This window comes from Arthrobacter sp. M71 S08, assembly GCF_059089725.1.
Genome location: NZ_JBNHEY010000007.1, coordinates 69,608 through 90,054, shown reverse-complemented (window position 1 = coordinate 90,054; position 20,447 = coordinate 69,608). Strand labels below are relative to the sequence as shown.

The window sequence follows — 20,447 nt, the reverse complement described above, 5'->3', positions numbered from 1 at the left end:
CTAAGGATCGCCTTACCTTAGTCGAGTGACTCTCACCGAACCCGTGCTCCGCCCAGCGCCCTGCACCTCACCTGTCGGTCTCCACATTGCCGATGTCAGCATCTCCTACGGGCGCCAGACCGCGGTTCGGGATGTGTCCTTCTCGCTCGAACCCGGGACGGTCACTGCACTGATCGGGCCGAACGGCAGCGGAAAGTCGACACTGCTCAGGACAATTGCCCGGCTCCACACGGCCGACGCCGGACGCGTCACCACCTCCGACGGCGCCGACGTCTTCGCGCTCTCCCCTAAGGAATTCGCCCGCAAGGTCACCCTTCTCGCCCAAAGCCGCCCGGTGCCCGCGGGGATAACTGTGCGTGAGGTCGTCGACTTCGGCCGCCATCCGCACCGCAGCCGCTGGACCGGCAGCGATGCGCAGGGGGCCGCCGTCGTTGCGCACGCGATGGAGTTGACCCGTACGGCTGAGCTTTCGGACCATCCGGTGGCCGCCCTGTCCGGTGGACAACTGCAGCGAGTCTGGCTCGCGAGCTGCCTGGCGCAGGACACGGGCATTCTCCTGCTCGACGAGCCCACCACCTATCTGGACCTCCGGTATCAGGTGGAGATTCTCGACGTCGTACGCGACCTGGCGACCCATCACGGGGTGACTGTCGGGGTCGTCCTGCATGATCTGGACCAGGCAGCGGCCATCGCCGACCACGTGGTGCTGCTCGAAGGTGGCTCTATCCGCGCGCATGGTTCCCCAGTGGAGGTGCTGACCACCGACCACCTTTCGGCCGCGTACGGAGTGCGCGTTGACGTCACGGTCTCCGGCGGCACCGTCCATACCCGTGCCGTTGGGCGGCACAACGCCGTCGGAAACTCCTCCGAAACGGTTCTTCAAGCTTCCTGATCTCATCCTTTCCACCTCCAGTTGCGCGTCCGCGCCCTCATAGAAATGACCCCAATGAAACAACCGAAGATTTTTGCTGCCCTCGCGGCGGCAGCCCTGCTCACGCTGTCGGCCTGCGGCACCACCGAGCAAGCGGCAAGCAACGTGGAAGTGACGGGCGGCGCAGCCGGCGAGTCCATCACCATCACGGACGCTCGAGGCAAGGAAGTTGTGCTCGACGGACCTGCCGAGCGGATCGCCGGCACCGAGTGGAACGTCGTCGAAAACATTGTTTCCCTGGGCATCATGCCGGTCGGCCTTGCGGACGTTGAGGGCTACAACACCTGGGTGAGCTCAGCACCGCTCGATGACACCGTGACCGATATCGGTGTACGCGGCGAACCGAGCATCGACACCCTTGTCTCCCTCGAACCGGATCTTGTCCTTGTCACCGACCAGCTGGTTGAGGGCGCCATCGAGCAGATCGAGAAGACCGTGCCGGTGATCGTGGTTCCGGGCGGTGATTCCTCCGACAGCATCGGCCAGATGTTCGAGAACCTGGACCTGATCGCCAAGGCCACCGGAACCGAGGACAAGGCAGCTGAGCTGAAGACCAGCTTCGAGGACAAGGTCGATGAGGGACGCGCGGCTATCGAGGACGCGGGAGCCGCCGGAGCGCCGGTTGCCTTCTCCGACGCCTACGTCGACGCCGGCAGCGTCTCCATCCGTCCCTTCGCTACCGGGTCGCTGGTGTCCGATGTGCTCACGGAACTTGGCTTCGAGAACGCCTGGGAGATGGAAGGTGATCCCGTGTACGGTCTCGCGCAGACCGACGTCGAAGGCCTCACCGCGCTCCCCGAGGAAACCCGCTTCTGGTACATCGCCAACGACACCTTCGGCGATCCCTACCAGGACGAACTCGCAGACAACGCCATCTGGAAGTCCCTGCCGTTCGTCGAGGCCGGCAACGTCCAGCGTTTCCCGGACTCCATCTGGATGTTCGGCGGCCCCACCTCGATGGAGCAGATCATAGACAGCGCAGTCTCGGCTGTTGCTTCCGATACTGAGAAGTAGAACGCACCATGACGCCGGAAACCCTGACCCGCGCCGCCCCCGCCTCTGCACAGGGAGCTGATGCGAGGCCAGGATTCCGGCTCGCGGTGTTCGGCCTTCTCCTCGGCACCGCCACCGCTCTGCTCGCCCTCGTGCACATCACCCAGGGCACCTCTGCGGTCAATGCCGCCGACATTCTCGGTCTGATGTTGGGCAACGACGACGCCGGTACGGCCGCCATTGTTGGGGCCAGCCGGGTGCCGCGGCTGGTAGCCGGGGTACTGGTGGGCGTGGCGCTCGGCGTTGCGGGGGCGGTCATGCAGTCCGTTTCGCGCAATGCACTGGCCTCCCCCGACACCCTGGCCGTCAACGCCGGTGCGCATCTTGCAATCGTGGCCGTCGCGGCGGTCGGCCTGCAGGTTCCGTTGCTTGGCGCCGTCGGGGTGTCATTCCTGGGCGGGATCGCGGCTGCGGCACTGGTGCTCGCGCTCGCGGGCACCGGCCAGTCCGGGAGCGTTCGGCTGGTTCTTGCGGGATCAGCCATCGCGCTGGCCTTCGCAGCCCTGACCCAGACCCTCCTCATTCTGTTTGCGCAGGAAACCCGTGGGCTGTTCGCCTGGGGCGCCGGTTCCCTGGGGCAGAGCGGGATGGACAAGTTCATGGTGCTTGCTCCGTTGATCGGGGTTGTGCTGATCGTCCTGCTGATGAAGTCCCGCGCGCTGGACATGCTCACCCTCGGCGACGATCAGGCCCGCGTGCTGGGCATCAACGTCCGCGGCACGCAGGTGCTGGCCATTGTGCTTGCCGTCCTGCTTTCAGCCGCGGCGGTGACCATCTCCGGACCGATCGGTTTCGTTGGTCTCGCCGCTCCCGCCGTCGTCCGGTTGGCCGCAGCCAGGATTCCCGGACTGCACCGGCACATTGCACTCATCCTGGCATCTGCACTGATTGGCATCTTCCTGGTACTGGGTGCGGACGTCCTGCTGCGCGCCCTGGTCGGGGCACAAAGCGCGGTAGAGGTTCCGACCGGGGTGGTGACCACCATGTTCGGCGCGGTCTTCCTGGTGGCCCTCGCGCACCGGATGCGGACCTCAGGTCCCACCCGGGAGGCGCGTTCAGTGTCCCTGCGGGGGACCCGCCCCGGAGCCGGGGCCGTCGTCGTTGCAGTTCTCGCGGTGCTGCTGTTCGCCGCGATGGTTTCCGGACTACTTCTCGGCGACGCGAAGCTGCTGCTTGGTGACGTGGCGAACTGGATAGCGGGTCAGGCCGGGCCGGTGGTGTCCAGTGTGATGGACGCACGCTTCCCGCGTGTTGGCACGGCGTTGCTTGCCGGTGCCTCCCTCGCGCTGGCAGGAACGGCAATCCAGGCGGTGAGCCGCAACCCGCTGGCTGAACCTTCAATTATTGGTGTGTCCGGCGGTGCGGGAATCGGTGCGATCGCTGTCATCACCTTTGTGCCGCTGGCCGGGTTCTGGGTTATCGCCGGAGCGGCGGGCATCGGCGCGGCGGTGGCTGCCGCGGTCGTCTTCGGTCTGGCGTTCCGCGGCGGGTTGCAGACCGACCGTTTTGTGCTCGTAGGAATTGGTGTCTCGGCGGCGGCGATGGCTGCAATCACTCTGCTCATCGTGTTGACGGACCCGTGGAATGAAGCCAAGGCCCTGACCTGGCTGTCGGGATCCACCTACGGGCGATCCATGGATCACCTGATTCCGATGACCGTTGCACTGTTGCTGACGGTGCCGATTATCGGCTCGCTGCACCGCACCCAGGACCTGCTGGCGCTTGATGAGGACACTCCGAAGCTGCTCGGCATTGCGGTGCCGCGAACGCGACTGATCCTGCTGGTCTGTGCGGTGGTGCTGACGGGCTCTTCGGTGGCCGGGATCGGTGTCATCGGGTTCGTGGGGCTTGTTGCACCGCATGCGGCCCGAGCCCTGGTCGGCGCACGGCACAAGCTTGCGATCCCCACGGCCATGTTGCTCGGTGCGTTGCTGGTCTGTGTCGGCGACATGATTGGCCGGACAATGATCGCGCCGGCGCAGCTGCCGGCAGGCCTGCTGACCGCGCTGCTCGGTGCGCCGTACTTTGTGTATCTGCTGTTCCGGAGCCGGCTTTCGCGGTAGGAGAATTTTCGTTTCTTCCGAAACGCTTGAAACAATGTCTGTGACGGCGGCCACTGGTCGTTTCCGGCCTCATCATCCGCCCAGGGGAAACCTTCTCATTCTGGAACCTCGTGGCAGGTGCACCGAGGCCAAGGGTTACCGCGAGGGCCTCGTGATCAGGCATCGCCGGAGGCCTGTGCCAGTTCACCAACCTGCTGCACTGGATGGTCCTGCACAGCGAACTGACGATAGTAGAGCATCACCATCACGGCGAAGTCGACCTGTTCCCGGACTTCAACCGCCAGATTCGAACAATGCCCTCGTCACCTACGACCGTGAATTGATCACAGCCCCCATTCTCCCTGACCCGGCGCTTCCAACCCAGAAGGCAGCACCGTCCCCATCCCCCCGCCTGAGGTGCTGCCCCTTGCTCGGGTCCCGCCGGCACATGATGTCGTGACGTCGCTGCAGGTAGGTGCCGTCAGGGCTTGAGGCACCACGCCTATTGGCCTACGGTGTGGTCCATGTACCTGGAGAATCTCGTCATTGACTCAGCCGAGCCCCAACGGCTGGGCCGATTCTGGGAGGCCGTGGTCGGAGGTGAGCGGCTCACAGACGAGGTTGATGCCTTCGAAACCCGGCTCACCATCGAGGGCGGACCGGTGCTCGATCTATGCTTCCAGCGTGTCCCCGAGCCGCCATCCTCGGCGCCCCGGCTCCACCTCGATCTTCGAGGCGGGGCCCACCAGACCGAGGAGGTCGACCGGCTGCTCGGCCTGGGCGCACGTCACCTCGACATCGGTCAGGGCAAGACACCCTGGGTAGTGCTCGCTGACCCGGAGGGCAATCCGTGCTGCGTGATGGAGGAGCGGGCCACTTACGTTGACACCGGCCCGATCGCAGCGCTGCCACTCGACTCTGCCGACCCCGAGCACGACGCAAAGTTCTGGTCATGGTTGACGGGCTGGACGCAGGTGGCAGGGGCGATCCCAACTCTCCGCGATCCATCGTTGCGGGGGCCCCTTCTTGAACTATGCCCCGAGCCGGCTCCAAAGGGCACGGTGAAGAACCGGCTGCACCTCGACATCCGGCTTGAGGGAGACGATCCCGGTGAAGTCGCGGCAGGGATCGCCGAGCGAGGTGGCCGGGAGCTGCGGCCGGACTGGGGTGAGCTGCCGTGGCGCATCTACACCGACCCGTCGGGCAACGAGCTGTGCGTGCTCCCGGCGCTGTCCTGCGACTGTGCCATACCCATGGAAGAAAGTGTGGCAATTTTCCAGTGAAGTGTTGATGCACCTAGGTCAATAATGGAGTGATGACTAACCGACTGGAGAGCCAGAACCCCAAGTCTGAGAATTTACCCGGTTCTGTCGGCGATGACTTGGCTGGACCTATGCGTGACCTCGCGCGCTCCCTCCACGCTGAGGATGGGCAGGAAGCCGTGCTCGCTCACATGGTCCGCGCTGCGGTCGACATGATTCCGGGGGCCGAGGAAGCATCGATCAGTGTTGTGACCCGCCGATCCAAGGTTGAATCCCATGCCCCTTCGAGTGATTTGCCCCGCGAGATCGATGCTCTCCAGGAAAAAATGCGACAGGGACCGTGCATAGACTCCGCCTTTGACCACACGACCGTGTCGGTGCCGAACCTCCGCGAGGAGGAACGCTGGCCCGAGTTCAGCAAGGGCGCAGTCGCCCTTGGAGCAGCGAGCATGCTGTCATTCCAGCTGTACGTGGCAGGTGACAACCTGGGAGCCTTGAATTTACTCAGTCGCAAACCCCATGCATTCGACGAAGAATCGGAACACATTGGGCTTCTTGTCGCAGCGCACGCCGCCATGGCGTTCTCCGACACGCAAAAACTCGGACAGATTCATGATGCCCTGCTCTCACGGGACCTGATCGGGCAGGCCAAGGGAATTCTCATGGAACGCTACAAGATCACCGCTCATCAGGCGTTCATCGTGCTGACGAAAGTCAGCTCCACCACGAATCTCAAGCTGAGCAAAGTTTCCGAACACATTGCTACTACCGGGGAATTCCCTCAGGCCGGTTCCACCCCTGAAAAGGCGTGAGCCCCAATCTAGTAAGCTTGCTTTGCTTATGTGTTCGTCTACCCATAGTGTCTGAATCGCAGAGGTTACCCGTGTAGCAAAACGCGGCGAATCTGAACCTCTCCGCCGGAGCGCATCTCTAGCGCCCGGCATCGGCATTCAGCCAATCCACTCACAGGAGACACCCTTGTCTACGAGTACGTCCAACAACGCTGCCAGCACCACCGAGCACACCACCAGACGCTCACCGTGATCAAGCCCGTTCGTAACGCACTGGGTAGCTAACTGTCGGCCGGTATGAGAAGCAATACGCTTCCCATACCGGCCATTTTTTCACGGGTAGAGCCCCTCAGAACCCGCGCACACCTTCTTGCTGTACCGTGTGGAAGGAGGGGAGTCGAGTTGCCCCTCTTGCAACAACGCTTCACAACCCGTCTGACCGCACGGCGAGCTACCGCAAAGGCCTCCCGTCATGTCCAGACCATGTACTCAACGAATCTTCAGCAAGCAGGATCCGTTGCCATGCGCACCACATCCGAACTGTGGCTGCCCACCCAACCTGATCCGCTTCGCTAGCCGTACGGCAGCCTGGCTTCTTGGACACCATCCGGGCATCGCCCGGCGCACTCTCGCGACCCTGAAGAATTCTCTCGATGCTCAGCCTCGAAAGACCCAGGGCGCAAGGCCCAACAGACAAGGAATGCAATCGTGAAGTACAACAGCAGAATCCACCCCAATGACTCATTCCCCGACAATCTTCGCGACCTGGATGACTCCGCCCTGCACGTGCTCAACAGCAAAGTACATCGTGAGCTGGACGCTGAGTACCTGTGTGGAGCCCCGGAACCGGAGACCGAATTCCGTAGGGAAGAACTCACCGAGGAATTGGATCGGCGTGAGAACAACGAACCGTCTCGCCTGATGTCCGGCTCGCGCCTTACCCTGGTGAGCGCCATCTGATCGGTGAACCGCGCGTCGTCGAGTTCGACTTAGCTGCTTCACTAGTCTTCCGTACGTATCTATCGTAAAGATAAATGGGCGGAAGGCACGAGGATATGGAAGCAAACCGGATTCGGCAGATCGGCGTGACGGTTGCTTTCGCCCTGTGCATCATCGGCACTGCTATCGGCTCAGGGGCATTCGGCGGCACTCCGATCGATGAGGCCGCCGGAGGCGCTCTCAGCGCGAACGCCACACTTCTGGCCCCGGCCGGCGCAGCGTTCAGCATCTGGAGTGTCATCTACGCTGGCCTCGGCGCCTACACGGTGCACCAGTGGTTTCCGTCGCAGCGGTCCTTACGCCGCCAGCGCCTCCTAGGCTGGTGGGTTGCCGCCTCCATGCTTTTGAACGCGGCCTGGATCCTATCCGTTCAGGCGGGTTTACTCGCCGGCAGTGTGGTGGTCATTTGCGCCCTGCTCATAGTGCTGGCCGTCAGCTTTACGATTTTCACGTCCGAGAAGCCGACCTCCGCAGTCGACGGAATAGTCACAGACGGCACACTCGGCCTCTACCTGGGCTGGGTGTGTGTGGCCGTCTGCGCAAACATCACCGCAGCGCTGGTCGCCGGCGGCTTCGGCGGGTTCGGATTGGCCCCGGACTTTTGGGCGGGAACCGTCCTGGTAGCCGTCGCAGCTATCGGCGTACTCCTCGCGCTATATGGCAACGGCCGCCTTGCGATTGCCGCCGCCATTGGTTGGGGTCTTGTCTGGATCACGGTAGGACGCGTCACAGGTGCCCCGGAATCCACGACGACGGCGGTCACCGCCGGCCTCACGGCCGCCATCATCGTCATCGCCACACTCGCGATCAGGCTCCGGCGGCGATCACATCCGGCAATGTCCCCGGACCGTCCAGCGTGTGCCAAGCCGTAAGCACCAGTCCCTCGCGCAGGCCCTGTACGCCGATTTCGTGCGCCCTTGCGAGGGTGACCCCACGGCCTCTTGTGTTAGTCCCGCCACGATACCGCGTTCTTATTATGAATTACTCAGAAATACCTGTTAGCATTCAAAGCGCGCAAGGAAGTATCCGAGCAGATTCTTCGCCGCCGTGAGACGCATAGCCGCGACGGCGCCCGGTCACCAAGGACCGCAGCGTCCCACTCCATCAGCAGGCGGCGCCGCCACACCGGGCACCGCCTTTTCTGGCCTGAGTAAGCCTTTGCCACCGCGACGACTTCCTTGCCGGATTCAGCCACCGGCCTTTATAGCTTCCTGGGACAACGCGCCCAGACAGACCTACCCATATCGACAAGGAGACCACATGACAATTTTCACGGACCGACCCATCCAAACAACCGCAGGCCGACCCGCTGCATACCTGGCACCCCAGGGCGGCACGTATGTGACAACGAATTCACGCCCGACAACTGTTGGCAGCTACGTCACCGCCGGGGTCAACGGAACTGCGCCTGCCGGAGCTATCCGCGGCCGATACGTCTCCCTCGGTTACGTACCCGCGAATCAGGCGGAGGGCCAATACACCGGACGCGGCTGAAGCACCGCCCAACGCAAACGGGAGGTCCCGGGCCATGCGCCCGGAACCTCCCGTTTCCGTTAAGGCTTCCGCTTCTGCGGGTATGGCGCCTCATGACGGGCAAGCATGTCCACGAAGGAGGTAATCCTCCTTTCCCGTCCCGCCGCAGTCTTCAACTGGCTGAGGCGGAAGATGAGCGCATACCGGTTCTGTGCGGTGAGCACGTCGAACATTGCCTGCGCGTCCGGGTTTGCTGCGATCGCAGCCGCAAGATCCTCAGGAACGACGGCGGTCGCCGACCCCGCGTAGGCCCGTTCCCACCGCCCGTCCGCCTTGGCCTGCTCGACGGCGGCGCGACCGGCGTCGTGCATTCTGCCTTCCGCTTCCAGCCGCTCAACGTGCCCGACGTTACGGAGGGACCAGATGCTGCGCGGGCCGCGAGGCGTGAAGCGCTGGAAGCTGCTCTCGCCGTCGCGCCTTTTGGCCTGTCCGTCTATCCAGCCGAAGCACAGCGCCTCGTCCAGGGCAGTAGCGTAGGTCAGGGCGGTCACCGTGCCGCCCTTCTTGTGGAGGACCAGCCACACTCCGGGGGACGACGCGTGGTTTTCCTCCAGCCACAGGCGCCATAGGCGCGCATCGGGCAGCAGCAGTTCGGGCAGGTCGACGGCCATGCGTTCAGGGTACTGCTGCCAGCCGTTGGATTCAGCCGATGGCCGAAGTACAGCGAGTCAGAGTCGCTCGGGCCTGAGTCTGCTATAAAACAGAGGGTATGAACCTGCGCACCCCAGACCCTAACCCCGGCTGGCTCAACGAGGATGATCTCTACGAGGCACGCCGACGATTGCCCATGGTCTATGTGGAGGCCATTCCTGTCCGGTGCGATTCGCTTGGATACGTCACCGAAGTAGGGCTCCTGTTGCAGGCCAGCGACCAGGGCGAGATGGTGCGCACCTTCGTCTCCGGACGCGTGATGTACCGCGAAACCATCCGAGCGGCTCTGCTGCGGCATCTTGAGAAGGACCTTGGGCCCTTCGCACTCCCCCAGCTGCCGCCCTGCCCCGTGCCGTTCACTGTCGCCGAGTATTTCCCCTCTCCCTCGGAGACCGGGCTGACCGACGACCGGCAGCACGCCGTCGCACTGGCCTACCTCATTCCTGTGACCGGTGAATGCAACCCGCGGCAGGACGCGCTGGAGCTGACCTGGCTCACGCCGGAAGAGGCTTTGAGCCCTGCAGTCAGCTCCGAGTTCTCCGGCGGCCGCGACAGTCTGCTGCGTCAGGCGCTCGCCTACGCCGGTTGGGGCCGCTGAGGCGTTACCGTTCTTATAGACCGGTTTCTTTACAGACCCGGGGCAACAGCGCAGTGAGGTAGGACGTTCCAATGATCGACAGCGATGTGGACGCGCGGGTACAACCGCTTGCCGCGGAGGCAGTGAGCGCGGGCCGCAGGCTTCTCCTTCCGGGAAGCAAGCGCACCAGCGAAGTGGTGGACACCGTCGTCGAGCACGATGATTTCGGTGTTCCGGCCATTGTCGTGGCCACTCTGGAATCCGGGGAGACGGTGCGCATTGCAACAGGATCGACGGTCCAGGCGGAGGCTCCCGAGGAACTCGCCAAGATCGCTGCCGACGAGGGCTCACCGGAAGCGCTGATCGCCCACGTCGCGGCTATCCACGCTGGAAGCTCGCGCGTGCAGGAGCTTGCCGAGCGGCTCATCCGCGGCGTCAACTTCAAGTCCGGCAGCAGCCTGCAGGACATCCGCGACCTGGCGTTGACGCTCTATGTCGATCTCTCCGACGCAGGAAGCGCGCTCAAGGTCTGCGATCTGCTCACAGACCAACCGTTTGACGGAAACTTCGGCCGCTGGAATCTCATCGAGGGCTGCCTGGCGTTGGCCGTCCACCTGACCCAGAACGACGGCGACGGCTCCCGTGCCGCCGGCTACTCCGCTGCTCTGCGAACGGCCGAAGAGGCCGAAACGGACCCGCTGAAGGCGAAGGTGGCAGCAACGGTGCGCCAGCGCCAGCTCAACGAGCCGAACCTGTATGACCGGGAAATTGCGCGAGCGGCCAACAACCCGGCCGCTGAGAAGGACTGGCGGGGATTGCGTCTGGCGGCACTGCTGTACCTACGGGCACACGGCGGTTCGGAGACCCTGAGCGCTGAAGCGCTTGACCGGCGCATCGGCCACGAACTGCTCGCCATCCGGGCACTCAACGGGAGAACAGTCACCCCTAGTTAGCTCGCAGCCGCGGGAGTAGAGTGGCGCGCATGAGTGACTCGACAGGTCCCTTCACACAGTCCAGCACCGAAAAGCACCCCGCTCGCAACGTGCCGGTCGCAGACCCAAACCCGCTGCGCGTCCACATCAACGCTGACGCACGTCAGGTGTGGCTCATGCTTCGTGAACCCCGGCTGATCCGGCAGTGGCACGGGTGGGATGCCGAAACCCTGGACGAGGAAATCCGCTCCATCTACTTCGCTCCGTCGGTGGTTGAGGGGCCGGATCACACCTCCCTGACTGTCGAGGGCGGTGACACCTTCCAGATCGAACCGGTCAGCGACGGCTGCGTCGTCACGCTGGAGCGGGTGGAGGCCGAATCCGACGAAATTACCGAAGGCTGGATTACCTTCCTCCAGCAGCTCCGGTTCGCCCTTGAACGCCACCCCTCCGGTATCCGGCGCACGGCGTTCTTCTCGGGTGAATCCGACGACGGCGAGTCCATAATCGAGAAACTGAACGCCGAACAGCTGCAGCAGCCCGGCGACTCCTACTCACTCAGCCTCCCGGGCGGGCATGAACTGACCGGCACTGTCTGGTTCCGCACCGAAAACCAGCTCGGCCTGACAGTGTCCAAGTACGCAGAGCACGGTGAGGGACTGGTGATCGTCGCGGATGAACCGTCGCTCCAGAACCGGTCCAGCCGCGCCATCATCTCCACCTACGAGCTGGGAGCGAACGCGTTACGCTCAGCCTGGGACAGCTGGGACACCTTCCGCCGGCAGCATTTCCCGTCCTCGGACCCGTTGGAGACGTCGAGTCTCGAAGGCTAGGTTCGGTCCTGCTCCGCGCGCCTCTGCTCGGCGTTCGCGAGTATCAGGCGGGGGCAGTGGCCGATTCCTGAGAAGATGGGTTGGTGCCACAATCAGACTTCTCGTTCTCCATTGGTAAACGCCTCAGCGAGACAACCACCGCAGGCGAGGGCCTGCACGGCCGGACCGGGACTATCACCACTCCCCACGGCGAGATCCAGACTCCGGCGTTCATCGCCGTCGGAACCAAGGCCACGGTGAAGGCGGTCCTCCCGGAGTCCATGGACGATGCCGGCGCGCAGGCGCTCCTGGCGAACGCCTACCACCTCTACCTGCAACCGGGGGCTGACATCCTCGACGAGGCCGGCGGCCTGGGAAAGTTCATGAACTGGCACGGGCCCACGTTCACTGACTCCGGCGGCTTCCAGGTGATGAGCCTGGGGTCCGGATTCAAGAAGGTCATCACCATGGACTCCGCTGCCGCGTCCGAGCACCCCGGTGATGACGACCGTGTTGCGGTGGGCAAGGAGCGCCTGGCCCACATCGACGACGACGGCGTGTGGTTTGTCTCCCACCTCAACGGCGACCGACACCGGTTCACTCCGGAAATCTCGATGCAGGTCCAGCACCAGCTCGGGGCCGACATCATGTTCGCGTTCGACGAGCTGACCACCCTGATGAACTCGCGCGGATACCAGGAGGAGTCACTGGAGCGGACCCGGTTGTGGGCTGAGCGCTGCATCACCGAGCACGAGCGGCTGAATCTTTCCCGCGCTGACAAGCCGTACCAGGCGCTGTTCGGCGTAATCCAGGGCGCACAGTACGAGGACCTCCGACGGAAAGCCTCGCGTGACCTCGGGGCGATGAACTTTGACGGGTTCGGCGTGGGAGGTGCACTGGAGAAGGAGAACCTCGGAACCATCCTCGGTTGGTGCGCGGATGAGCTGCCCGAGGACAAGCCGCGCCATCTTCTCGGTATCTCGGAGCCGGACGACCTGTTCACGGGTATCGAGAACGGGGCCGACACCTTCGACTGCGTCTCCCCCACCCGCGTTGCCCGGAACTCCGCGTTCTATACGCCGGACGGTCGGTGGAACCTCTCCAACGCCCGATTCAAGCGTGACTTCACCCCGCTCATGGAGGGCTGCGACTGCTACACCTGCACCCACTACACCCGGGCGTACATCCACCACCTCTTCAAGGCGAAGGAAATGATTTCGGCGACGCTCATCTCCATCCACAATGAACGCTTTGTGATCCGGATGGTCGACGACGCCCGCGCCGCCATCGAGGACGGGACGTACTTCGATCTCAAGGCCGAGGTGCTGGGCCGCTACTACGCCGCGTCCCGGTAGCCTGCTCCGCGCATAGTGGCACGATCGTGGGCAAAGTTCCACGATCCTGCCGCAATGCGGCAGGTTTGACCCTAGGCCGCGGCGTAGCTCGGTTCCCGGCGCTTCACCCAGCGGATGGCCGCCGTCGTAATCGGCAGGAAGAGCACCTCCACCAACGTCTTATAAAAGAAGCCGAAGAGGAGGTAGTTCAGGAACGTCGGGAAGTCCGTGATTCCGATGACGGACGCGGCGATGGCGCAGAAGATGAGCGTGTCAGCGAACTGGCCCACTCCGGTCGATGCGACGAGACGCGCCACCATGCTCCGCTCCCCGAACCGGGCCTTCATTCGAACCAGAACCAGGGAGTTGAGCAGCTGGCCCACCAGGAACCCGAGCAGCGACGCGAACACAATCAGCGGAACCGGACCGAGCGCAAGCTCCAGGGCCTCCTGCTTGGCGAGACCGAAATCGTCGTCAAACCCTGGCAGCGCGATGATGATGGCGTAGGCCAGCGACGCAAAGGCGGAGAGCACAAACGTCACGATGATCCCGAGCCGCGCAGCCTTGAACCCGTACACCTCGCTGATTACGTCGCCTAGGATGTACGCCAGTGGGAAGAGGAAGAATCCGCCGTCGGTGATGATACTGAAATCACCAACGATCGGCCCGAGGACTACACCCTTCGAGGCACCGATGTTGGAAAGGATGACGACGACGGCGAGTACCGCCAGCATGATCGAAAAGATGGGGCTGCCCAGCGTTGCGTATCGGGCGCGGGCGTGGTCCTGCAGTTGAGTCATGGTTCTCATTCATAGAAGTGGTTCGCGTGGCCCGGAGGGCCCGCTGTATTAGCACTGTTGCCCGGCTGTCCCGGGCCATCAATTGTCCCACGCTCGGCCGCCGGCGCATCGGGCCTCCCGCACCTTCTTCGGCGTCAGAGAGAAAGCTTCAGAACGAGTAAAATATTGAACACGTTCAAAAAGGAGCCGTCCATGCAGCAGAAGAAGAGCAAAGCAACCCGCGAACGGCTCGTCACCACTGCACTCCGGCTCTTCCGCGAGGAGGGTTATTACCGAACCACCATGCGGGCTATTGCCGCAGAGGCAGGCGTCTCGACAGGCAACGCCTACTACTACTTCGAGTCCAAGGACGACCTCGTTCAAGAGCTCTACCACTCCCTCCAGGACGAACACCGATCAAGGTCCCTGCCGCTCCTGCGTGATGGCCAGAACCTCGGCGAACACCTCCGCGCCATTCTGCAGACCGCCATTGACGTCATGGGCCCGTACCACGACTTCGGTTCCAGCTTCATGAGCGTTGCGATTCAACCGTCTTCCAACCTCAGCACGTTCCGCAGCGATTCCTCCGTGGCCCGCGCAAAGTCCATTGCCCTCTTCAATCAGGCCGTCACCACGGCGAAGCCGCAACCGCCGCTGGCGATCCGCGCGGATCTACCCGAACTGCTCTGGCTCGTCTATATGGGCGTCACGCTCTTCTGGATCTATGACCGCTCCCCCGGGCAACAGCGAACCCGACGCCTCATCGACAATGCTGCCCCGCTCGTCGCCAAACTCGTCATCCTGTCTCGTCTGCCGGTCGTGCGGAAAATCGTCGACGACGTGGTCCAGCTGATCAAGAACGCCAAGCAATAGTCAGTTTCCAGCACGACGACGGCGCGGCTTGCGTAGGCACGGTAGCCGTTGGCGTATGTCGCGAGGCGTCGGGCACACTGGTGCAATGGCTACTGAAGCACCAGCAATTACCCTGACCATCGCCGGATCCGAGGCCACGGGCGGCGCGGGCGCCCAGGTGGATCTGAAGACGTTCCAGGAACTGGGTACGTACGGCATCGCGGCGCTCACCTGCATCGTCTCGTTCAATCCGAAGGACAGCTGGAACCACCGGTTCGTTCCCGTGGACGCGAATGTCATCGCGGACCAGCTCGAGGCCATTCAGTCCTGTTACTCGATCGGCACCGTCAAGATCGGCATGCTCGGCACACCCCAGACCATCGACACGGTAGCCGGTGCGCTTGGATCCCAGGAGTGGCAGAACGTGGTGTTGGATCCGGTCCTGATCTGCAAAGGGCAGGAGCCCGGCTCCGCGCTCGACACCGACAAGGCGCTCAAGGCCAACATCCTCCCGCTGGCCACGTTCGTGACGCCGAACCATTTTGAGGCGGAGTCCCTAGCCGGGATCGAGATCCGTTCGGTGGAGGATCTCAAGGACGCCGCCCGGCGCATCCATGAGGCAAGTGGCGCCGTCGTGCTCGCAAAGGGTGGTGTGAGGCTGCAAGGCAGGGACGCCGTCGACGTCTATTACGACGGCGAGACGCTGGAAGTACTCAGCGCCCCCAAGGTGGGCGATGTCGCGGTCAGCGGCGCCGGCTGCACGCTGGCAGCGGCGGTGGCGGCGGAGCTGGCCAAGGGTGCGACACCCCTCGAAGCGGCCCGTACCGCGAAGGCTTTTGTCACCGAAGGGATCAGGAACAGGGTCTCCTCGAACGCACCCTTCGACGCCGTCTGGCAGGGTGGCGCAGCGGGAGTTTAAAGTCCTGAGCTACCCGGCTGCCACCGATTCCGTCGTTTGCCCGCATCATGTACTCCGGATTCGTTGACTTGTGACATAGAACGCATAAAGCTGTAACCGTGAAGCTCGCGCGAGCTTCACGTTGCTGCTGGCACCCATCGCTATACAGGAAATCTCACTCACACCGGTCTTAGGCCGAGCCAGCAGTACTGCGGGGGGCTAGCGATGGACTCAAGCGGTATGGCCTTGACTCTTCCTTCTTAAGGAGCAGCATGAGCAAGTCATACCGCCGGAGATCAGGAAGGGCTGTGTTGGCCTCGCTGACCGGCCTCGTCCTTGCCTCCAGCATGTGGGCACCGGCGTCAGCAGTGGAGGCGCCGGATTCCGGAAGCCCCGCCGCCGACGGCATTGCACTTCAACCGGCATTCGATGCCAAGGTCAGTCGGGAACTCGCCGAGAAGACCGGCCCGACGGCGGCCTACGTCCAGTTCGCAGGCAAGGGAGCCTTCGAACAGACGCAGCCCGCCGCGGTCCGCAGAAATGGGTTCACCACGCCGGTTCAAAGGACCGCCCGGGTTCTGGAGATCCGTGCCGGTATCCAGGCGAAGGCGTCTGAAGTCGCGGCACAAGCTGGGGCTTCTCAGCTGTACACCACCACGAACGCTCTCCCCGGCGTTGCAATTCAGGGCGATGCTGAGGCAATCAAGGCGCTCGCTACCCGGCCGGACGTCGTCAAGATCACCGCAATCGTACCGAAAACCATCGGCAACAAGGGCGCGGACATCGACACCCGCGCGCTGGAGGCGTGGACCGCCCGGGACAACACGGGCGAGGGAATCACCATCGCCGTGCTGGACACCGGGCTCGACTACACCCATGCGGGGTTCGGTGGCCCGGGCACCGTCGAGGCGTATGAGCAGGCCAAGGCAGATGCCGAACCTGATCCTGCGCTCTACGATCCGGCCAAGTTCCGCGGCGGGTATGACCTGGTGGGAGACGCCTACAACGCCGACGACCCGGTGCGCTCAACACCTCAGCCGGATCTGAACCCCCTCGACTGCGAGAGCCACGGCTCACACGTTGCAGGCACGGCAGCCGGTTACGGCGTCAACGCCGACGGCACCACGTTCGAAGGTGACTACAGCACGCTGAGCGCGGATGATGTCAACGGAATGCGCATCGGCCCGGGCTCTGCCCCCGAGGCCGGCATCGTTGCCCTCCGCGTTTTCGGTTGTGAAGGTTCAAGCCTCGTTGTGGGGCAGGCCCTGGACTACGTTCTCGACCCCAACCGCGACGGCAACTTCGACGATCGCGCGCAGATCGTCAACATGTCGCTGGGATCCTCCTTCCCCGCGTACGACGACCCGGAAAACGACATCGTCAATTCCCTGACCGCGCAGGGCGTCCTCTCGGTCGTATCGTCCGGTAACGACGGCGATGTCTACGACATCGGCGGCTCCCCCGGCAGCGCCGAATCCGCACTCACCGTTGCGGCCAGCGTGGGTTCGCAGGTCACTCTGGACCGCGTCGATGTGCTGGCGCCCGAAGAGGGAACCGCCACCGGCCAGTACAGCGCGAACTTCAACTACGTCGAGGCGACAGAGGCCCAGCTGACCGGGACCGTTGTGAAGCCGCCGGCCAATCTGGACCGCTTCGGCTGTGAGGCATTCCCGGCAGGCACCTTTGACGGCGAATGGGTGTGGCTGGATTGGGAAGACCTCGGCACCCCCTTTCCCTGCGGTTCCGCTGCGAGGTTCAACAATGTCGAGGCCGCAGGTGGAGCAGGCGTGGTCCTGAGTTCACCGCGCGACGTCTTCGAGTCCGGCATCGCCGGAAACGACACCATTCCGGGCGTGCAGCTGAACCGCGCCTCCTCGGAGGCACTTGAAGGTGCTGCCGAAGAGGGCACTCTCCAGATCCGCCTCGATGCCTCCTACCAGGCAACCGCCACGGGCCCGTCGAACGCACAGGACACGCTCGCCGCGTTCTCCTCGCGCGGTGTCCACGGCTCCAACGGTGTGGTCAAGCCCGACGTCACTGCTCCCGGAGTCTCCATCGGTTCAGTCCAGGTGGGAACCGGCGACGGCGCCTCCGTGAAGAGCGGCACCTCCATGGCCGCGCCGCACGTTGCCGGCATCGCTGCACTGGTCCTTTCCGGGAATGAGTACAACCCGTACCAGGCCAAGAGCGTCATCATGAATACCGCGACACACGATCTCCTGACCGACGGCGGGGTTGCCTACGCCCCGAACCGTGTTGGTGCGGGCCGGGTGGACGCCATCCAGGCTCTGGATACCTCTGTTCTGGCGTACGCGACGGACCAGCCGGCGCTCACGTCGGTGAACTTTGGTGTGCTGGAGCTCGGGACCGAAGCCCTGACGGTGACCAAGCAGGTCACGGTTCAGAACAGGTCGAACGCTCCCATCACCTATGACGCCAGCTACGTCGAAGCATCGACCATGCCCGGCGTTGCCATCTCGGTGTCACCGGCGGTGATCACCGTTCCAGCCAACAACCCGGCCACGCTGGACGTCACCCTGACAATCCAGGACCCGGCGGCCCTCGCCAAGACAATCGATCCCGCTGCGGAACGGACCCAGGCCGGAATCCCGCGCCAGTACCTCGCGGACGCATCCGGCCGGGTGCAGCTGGTTGGCGCCGACGGACAGGAACTCCGTGTTCCCGTCTACTCGGCTCCGAAGCCCACCTCCAATATCTCGGCCGGTCCGGAGATTGTCTTCGACGATCCTTCGGATCTTGTGAGCACCATCGCGCTCTCCGGCCGAGGACTTGACCAGGGGGTTCCAGGCGATTCTGCCTACCAGTCGATCATCTCCCCGCTCGTTCTCGGTGCTGAAAGCCCGAAGGCAGCGGAGCGTCCGCTCGAGTCCCTGTACTCGTTCGACCTGCGCACAGTCGGTGCCGCCTCAACGGTTCCGGCACTGGTCGATGCAGCAGGGGATCCGACCGCCGGGGTACTGAACTTCGGTATCAGTACCTGGCAGAACTGGGCTCAGTTCGGGGGCAACAACGGTGTATCGATTGATATCGACACCGACGGCGACGACACCGTGGATTACATAGTTCAGACCCTGCGGGCTGGGGACCTTGGGCCTGCGGCCCCCACGCTGGACCTGATCCTGTTCGAAGTGGTGACCATCGACGACGCGGGTAACCCCGTCTTCGACACCGACCTCTACTTCGCCAACGGGGTGGACGGCAGTGTGGACACGAACACGTTCGACACGAACGTCATCACCCTGCCGGTTCCTGTTACGGAGCTCGGCATGGACGCTGCAGCGCTGGGCGCCTCCGCGCCGATCAAGTACCGCGTGTCGACCTCGAGTGCGTTCAATGTCGATGAGAACGGCGTTTCGGGCGGGCCGGTGGACACCACCGACTGGATCAACTTCAACGTCACGGAACCGGCCCTGTGGTTCGAGGGAGGGGCGCCGGCATCGGCGTCCTTCGTTTCGGCCGACGGGGTAACGCTCAACGTCAACCGCCAGGAGAACGTCACCGACGCGAAGGCACTCTTCATCCACCACCACAACGCGACGGACAAGAAGGATGAGATTGTTCCGATCTCCGTCGTCGGTGCGCCCGCTGTCAACAAGGATATGGACGGTGACGGCAATCCTGACGTCGTGGTCCGCAACTCCGCGGGACAGCTGCTGCTCTACCCGGGCAACGGTTCCGGCGGCTTCCTTGCCAGCCGTGTGATCGGTACGGGCTGGAACAGCATGAACGCGATCCTGATCCCCGGCGATTTCAACGGCGACGGCATCTCCGATGTCGTCGCTCGGGACAGCGCGGGGCGGCTCTGGCTGTACACGGGAACCGGGAACGGTTCCATCAAGCGCGGCACCCAGATCGGTAGCGGATGGAGCAGTCTCGGAATCGTCACACCCGGTGATTTCGACGGTGACGGCAATGTGGACCTGATTGCCCGAGCCAGTAACGGAACGCTGCACCTCTACCCGGGCAACGGCTCCGGTGGATTCATGACGCGGTCGCAGATCGGATCCGGCTGGAACGGTTTCACCATCGTTGGCCCCGGCGACTTCAGCGGTGACGGTAACACTGATCTGCTGGCACGCGATTCCACCGGGAAGCTCTTCCTCTACCCCGGCAACGGAACGGGTGGCTTCGGCACTCGCACCCAGGCCGGAACCGGCTGGAACGGCTTCACTCTCGTCGGCCCCGGCGACTTCAGCGGTGACGGCAACGCCGACCTGGTGGCCCGCGACTCGGCGGGACGTCTCTTCCTCTACTCCGGGAACGGCACCGGCGGTTTCGCCGGCAAGGCCCAGATCGGCAAAGGTTGGGGCGGATTCACCTGGATGGTTCCGTAACACCCGCGTGAAGTAACTACGACGGAAGCCCTCGGTGTAGAAAACACCGGGGGCTTCTTCGCGTTCGGATCCGCGGATGACTCTAGGCCGACTCCGCGCGCTCAGCCAGCCGTGCGCGGTACGCCGCGACGGCCGCCCGGTTCCCGCAGCCTGATTCGCAGAACCGCCGGGACCGGTTCTTCGACAGATCCACGAGCACGTTTCCACAATCCGGCGATGCGCAGGTCCGGAGCCTCCCCAGCTCCTTGCTGCGCACCAGGTCGACGAAGGCCATTGCCGCCTCGACCGCCATGCGGGCAGACAGCGGTGCCTCCCGTGGGGTCGCGTGAATGTGGTAGTCCCAGGAGTCGTGGCGGACCAGTTGGGGCAGGGCATTGAACTCTCGCAGCAGCGCGTTGACCGACTCCACCACAAAGTCCTCATCCCCGCTCCACAGCTTCCGGAGACGGGGGCGAAGGCGGCGGACGGCGTCGAGCTCGGCCTCATCAAGCGCGAGGTTGCCGGTCCAGTTCCAGTCGCGTGCGAAGCGGACAAGGGTTTCGACGTCGGAAAGCTGCTCGCCGTCCTCGGTGTTCACGAGCGCGGCGGCACTCCGCAGCCCCTCTTCGGTGTCATTGGCAAAAAGCATGTGGCTCCTGTTCGAGTG

Annotated in this window: 19 protein-coding genes; 16 read left to right on the top strand and 3 right to left on the bottom strand. The window is 63.8% G+C overall.

Annotated features, from left to right (window positions below):
* Positions 1 to 25 precede the first annotated feature (25 nt).
* The 9 genes from AC5RTB_RS13860 to AC5RTB_RS13820 all read left to right on the top strand — a co-directional run bounded on the left by AC5RTB_RS13860 (position 26) and on the right by AC5RTB_RS13820 (position 8,572).
* Positions 26 to 892 (top strand): ABC transporter ATP-binding protein, encoded by an 867-nt coding sequence (locus AC5RTB_RS13860; RefSeq protein ID WP_494061641.1) that lies wholly within the window; start codon positions 26 to 28, stop codon positions 890 to 892.
* 54 nt (positions 893 to 946) lie between these two features.
* Positions 947 to 1,945 (top strand): ABC transporter substrate-binding protein, encoded by a 999-nt coding sequence (locus tag AC5RTB_RS13855; protein WP_494061640.1) that lies wholly within the window; start codon positions 947 to 949, stop codon positions 1,943 to 1,945.
* An 8-nt stretch (positions 1,946 to 1,953) separates the two neighbouring features.
* The gene (locus AC5RTB_RS13850) at positions 1,954 to 4,047 is read left to right on the top strand and encodes an iron ABC transporter permease (protein WP_494061639.1); all 2,094 of its coding nucleotides are present in this window, start codon (positions 1,954 to 1,956) and stop codon (positions 4,045 to 4,047) included.
* A 161-nt stretch (positions 4,048 to 4,208) separates the two neighbouring features.
* Positions 4,209 to 4,370 (top strand): VanW family protein, encoded by a 162-nt coding sequence (locus tag AC5RTB_RS13845; RefSeq protein ID WP_494061720.1) that lies wholly within the window; start codon positions 4,209 to 4,211, stop codon positions 4,368 to 4,370.
* Positions 4,371 to 4,550: 180 nt separating this feature from the next.
* Positions 4,551 to 5,309, top strand: a complete 759-nt coding sequence (locus AC5RTB_RS13840; protein ID WP_494061638.1) for a VOC family protein — start codon at positions 4,551 to 4,553, stop codon at positions 5,307 to 5,309.
* A 32-nt stretch (positions 5,310 to 5,341) separates the two neighbouring features.
* Entirely contained in the window at positions 5,342 to 6,100 is a 759-nt protein-coding gene (locus tag AC5RTB_RS13835) for a GAF and ANTAR domain-containing protein (RefSeq protein ID WP_494061637.1), read from the top strand.
* Positions 6,101 to 6,787: 687 nt separating this feature from the next.
* Complete coding sequence (locus AC5RTB_RS13830; RefSeq protein ID WP_494061636.1) at positions 6,788 to 7,039, top strand: hypothetical protein; 252 nt, start codon at positions 6,788 to 6,790, stop codon at positions 7,037 to 7,039.
* A gap of 95 nt (positions 7,040 to 7,134) precedes the next feature.
* Positions 7,135 to 7,950, top strand: coding sequence for a TspO-related membrane protein (locus tag AC5RTB_RS13825; protein ID WP_494061635.1), 816 nt, complete (start codon positions 7,135 to 7,137; stop codon positions 7,948 to 7,950).
* A gap of 388 nt (positions 7,951 to 8,338) precedes the next feature.
* The gene (locus AC5RTB_RS13820) at positions 8,339 to 8,572 is read left to right on the top strand and encodes a hypothetical protein (RefSeq protein WP_494061634.1); all 234 of its coding nucleotides are present in this window, start codon (positions 8,339 to 8,341) and stop codon (positions 8,570 to 8,572) included.
* Between the two features lie 59 nt (positions 8,573 to 8,631).
* Here the strand turns inward: AC5RTB_RS13820 and AC5RTB_RS13815 are convergent, their stop codons facing one another.
* Positions 8,632 to 9,222, bottom strand: a complete 591-nt coding sequence (locus AC5RTB_RS13815; RefSeq protein ID WP_494061633.1) for a YdeI/OmpD-associated family protein — start codon at positions 9,220 to 9,222, stop codon at positions 8,632 to 8,634.
* A gap of 98 nt (positions 9,223 to 9,320) precedes the next feature.
* On the opposite strand from AC5RTB_RS13815, the gene AC5RTB_RS13810 reads away from it, so the two are divergent.
* The 4 genes from AC5RTB_RS13810 to tgt all read left to right on the top strand — a co-directional run bounded on the left by AC5RTB_RS13810 (position 9,321) and on the right by tgt (position 12,938).
* Positions 9,321 to 9,860, top strand: coding sequence for an NUDIX hydrolase family protein (locus AC5RTB_RS13810; RefSeq protein WP_494061632.1), 540 nt, complete (start codon positions 9,321 to 9,323; stop codon positions 9,858 to 9,860).
* A gap of 71 nt (positions 9,861 to 9,931) precedes the next feature.
* The gene (locus tag AC5RTB_RS13805; RefSeq protein ID WP_494061631.1) at positions 9,932 to 10,792 is read left to right on the top strand and encodes a DUF6707 family protein; all 861 of its coding nucleotides are present in this window, start codon (positions 9,932 to 9,934) and stop codon (positions 10,790 to 10,792) included.
* Positions 10,793 to 10,821: 29 nt separating this feature from the next.
* Positions 10,822 to 11,604 (top strand): SRPBCC family protein, encoded by a 783-nt coding sequence (locus AC5RTB_RS13800; protein ID WP_494061630.1) that lies wholly within the window; start codon positions 10,822 to 10,824, stop codon positions 11,602 to 11,604.
* Between the two features lie 80 nt (positions 11,605 to 11,684).
* Positions 11,685 to 12,938, top strand: a complete 1,254-nt coding sequence (tgt, locus tag AC5RTB_RS13795; protein WP_494061629.1) for a tRNA guanosine(34) transglycosylase Tgt — start codon at positions 11,685 to 11,687, stop codon at positions 12,936 to 12,938.
* Between the two features lie 71 nt (positions 12,939 to 13,009).
* Here tgt and AC5RTB_RS13790 read toward each other — a convergent pair whose 3' ends face one another.
* Positions 13,010 to 13,717, bottom strand: a complete 708-nt coding sequence (locus AC5RTB_RS13790) for a queuosine precursor transporter (RefSeq protein ID WP_494061628.1) — start codon at positions 13,715 to 13,717, stop codon at positions 13,010 to 13,012.
* A 192-nt stretch (positions 13,718 to 13,909) separates the two neighbouring features.
* Between AC5RTB_RS13790 and AC5RTB_RS13785 the strand changes: the two genes are divergently transcribed.
* From AC5RTB_RS13785 to AC5RTB_RS13775, 3 genes are all read left to right on the top strand, one after another.
* On the top strand, positions 13,910 to 14,569 hold the full coding sequence (locus AC5RTB_RS13785; RefSeq protein WP_494061627.1) for a TetR/AcrR family transcriptional regulator: 660 nt from the start codon (positions 13,910 to 13,912) through the stop codon (positions 14,567 to 14,569).
* A gap of 85 nt (positions 14,570 to 14,654) precedes the next feature.
* Positions 14,655 to 15,467 carry a bifunctional hydroxymethylpyrimidine kinase/phosphomethylpyrimidine kinase gene (gene thiD, locus AC5RTB_RS13780; RefSeq protein ID WP_494061626.1) on the top strand — a complete coding sequence of 271 codons (813 nt, stop codon included), beginning with the start codon at positions 14,655 to 14,657 and terminating at the stop codon, positions 15,465 to 15,467.
* Positions 15,468 to 15,718: 251 nt separating this feature from the next.
* On the top strand, positions 15,719 to 19,801 hold the full coding sequence (locus AC5RTB_RS13775; protein ID WP_494061625.1) for a S8 family serine peptidase: 4,083 nt from the start codon (positions 15,719 to 15,721) through the stop codon (positions 19,799 to 19,801).
* 82 nt (positions 19,802 to 19,883) lie between these two features.
* On the opposite strand, the gene AC5RTB_RS13770 is transcribed toward AC5RTB_RS13775, so the two are convergent.
* Positions 19,884 to 20,429, bottom strand: a complete 546-nt coding sequence (locus AC5RTB_RS13770) for a CGNR zinc finger domain-containing protein (protein ID WP_494061624.1) — start codon at positions 20,427 to 20,429, stop codon at positions 19,884 to 19,886.
* Positions 20,430 to 20,447: the final 18 nt, after the last annotated feature.

Excerpts from the sequence above, each read along its gene's own strand:
- AC5RTB_RS13855 (WP_494061640.1), top strand. The coding sequence starts at position 947 with ATGAAACAACCGAAGATTTTTGCTGCCCTCGCGGCGGCAGCCCTGCTC.
- AC5RTB_RS13850 (WP_494061639.1), top strand. The coding sequence starts at position 1,954 with ATGACGCCGGAAACCCTGACCCGCGCCGCCCCCGCCTCTGCACAGGGA.
- AC5RTB_RS13840 (WP_494061638.1), top strand. The coding sequence starts at position 4,551 with ATGTACCTGGAGAATCTCGTCATTGACTCAGCCGAGCCCCAACGGCTG.
- AC5RTB_RS13835 (WP_494061637.1), top strand. The coding sequence starts at position 5,342 with ATGACTAACCGACTGGAGAGCCAGAACCCCAAGTCTGAGAATTTACCC.
- AC5RTB_RS13825 (WP_494061635.1), top strand. The coding sequence starts at position 7,135 with ATGGAAGCAAACCGGATTCGGCAGATCGGCGTGACGGTTGCTTTCGCC.
- AC5RTB_RS13820 (WP_494061634.1), top strand. The coding sequence starts at position 8,339 with ATGACAATTTTCACGGACCGACCCATCCAAACAACCGCAGGCCGACCC.
- AC5RTB_RS13815 (WP_494061633.1), bottom strand. The coding sequence starts at position 9,222 with ATGGCCGTCGACCTGCCCGAACTGCTGCTGCCCGATGCGCGCCTATGG.
- AC5RTB_RS13810 (WP_494061632.1), top strand. The coding sequence starts at position 9,321 with ATGAACCTGCGCACCCCAGACCCTAACCCCGGCTGGCTCAACGAGGAT.
- AC5RTB_RS13805 (WP_494061631.1), top strand. The coding sequence starts at position 9,932 with ATGATCGACAGCGATGTGGACGCGCGGGTACAACCGCTTGCCGCGGAG.
- AC5RTB_RS13800 (WP_494061630.1), top strand. The coding sequence starts at position 10,822 with ATGAGTGACTCGACAGGTCCCTTCACACAGTCCAGCACCGAAAAGCAC.
- AC5RTB_RS13790 (WP_494061628.1), bottom strand. The coding sequence starts at position 13,717 with ATGACTCAACTGCAGGACCACGCCCGCGCCCGATACGCAACGCTGGGC.
- AC5RTB_RS13785 (WP_494061627.1), top strand. The coding sequence starts at position 13,910 with ATGCAGCAGAAGAAGAGCAAAGCAACCCGCGAACGGCTCGTCACCACT.
- thiD (WP_494061626.1), top strand. The coding sequence starts at position 14,655 with ATGGCTACTGAAGCACCAGCAATTACCCTGACCATCGCCGGATCCGAG.
- AC5RTB_RS13775 (WP_494061625.1), top strand. The coding sequence starts at position 15,719 with ATGAGCAAGTCATACCGCCGGAGATCAGGAAGGGCTGTGTTGGCCTCG.
- AC5RTB_RS13770 (WP_494061624.1), bottom strand. The coding sequence starts at position 20,429 with ATGCTTTTTGCCAATGACACCGAAGAGGGGCTGCGGAGTGCCGCCGCG.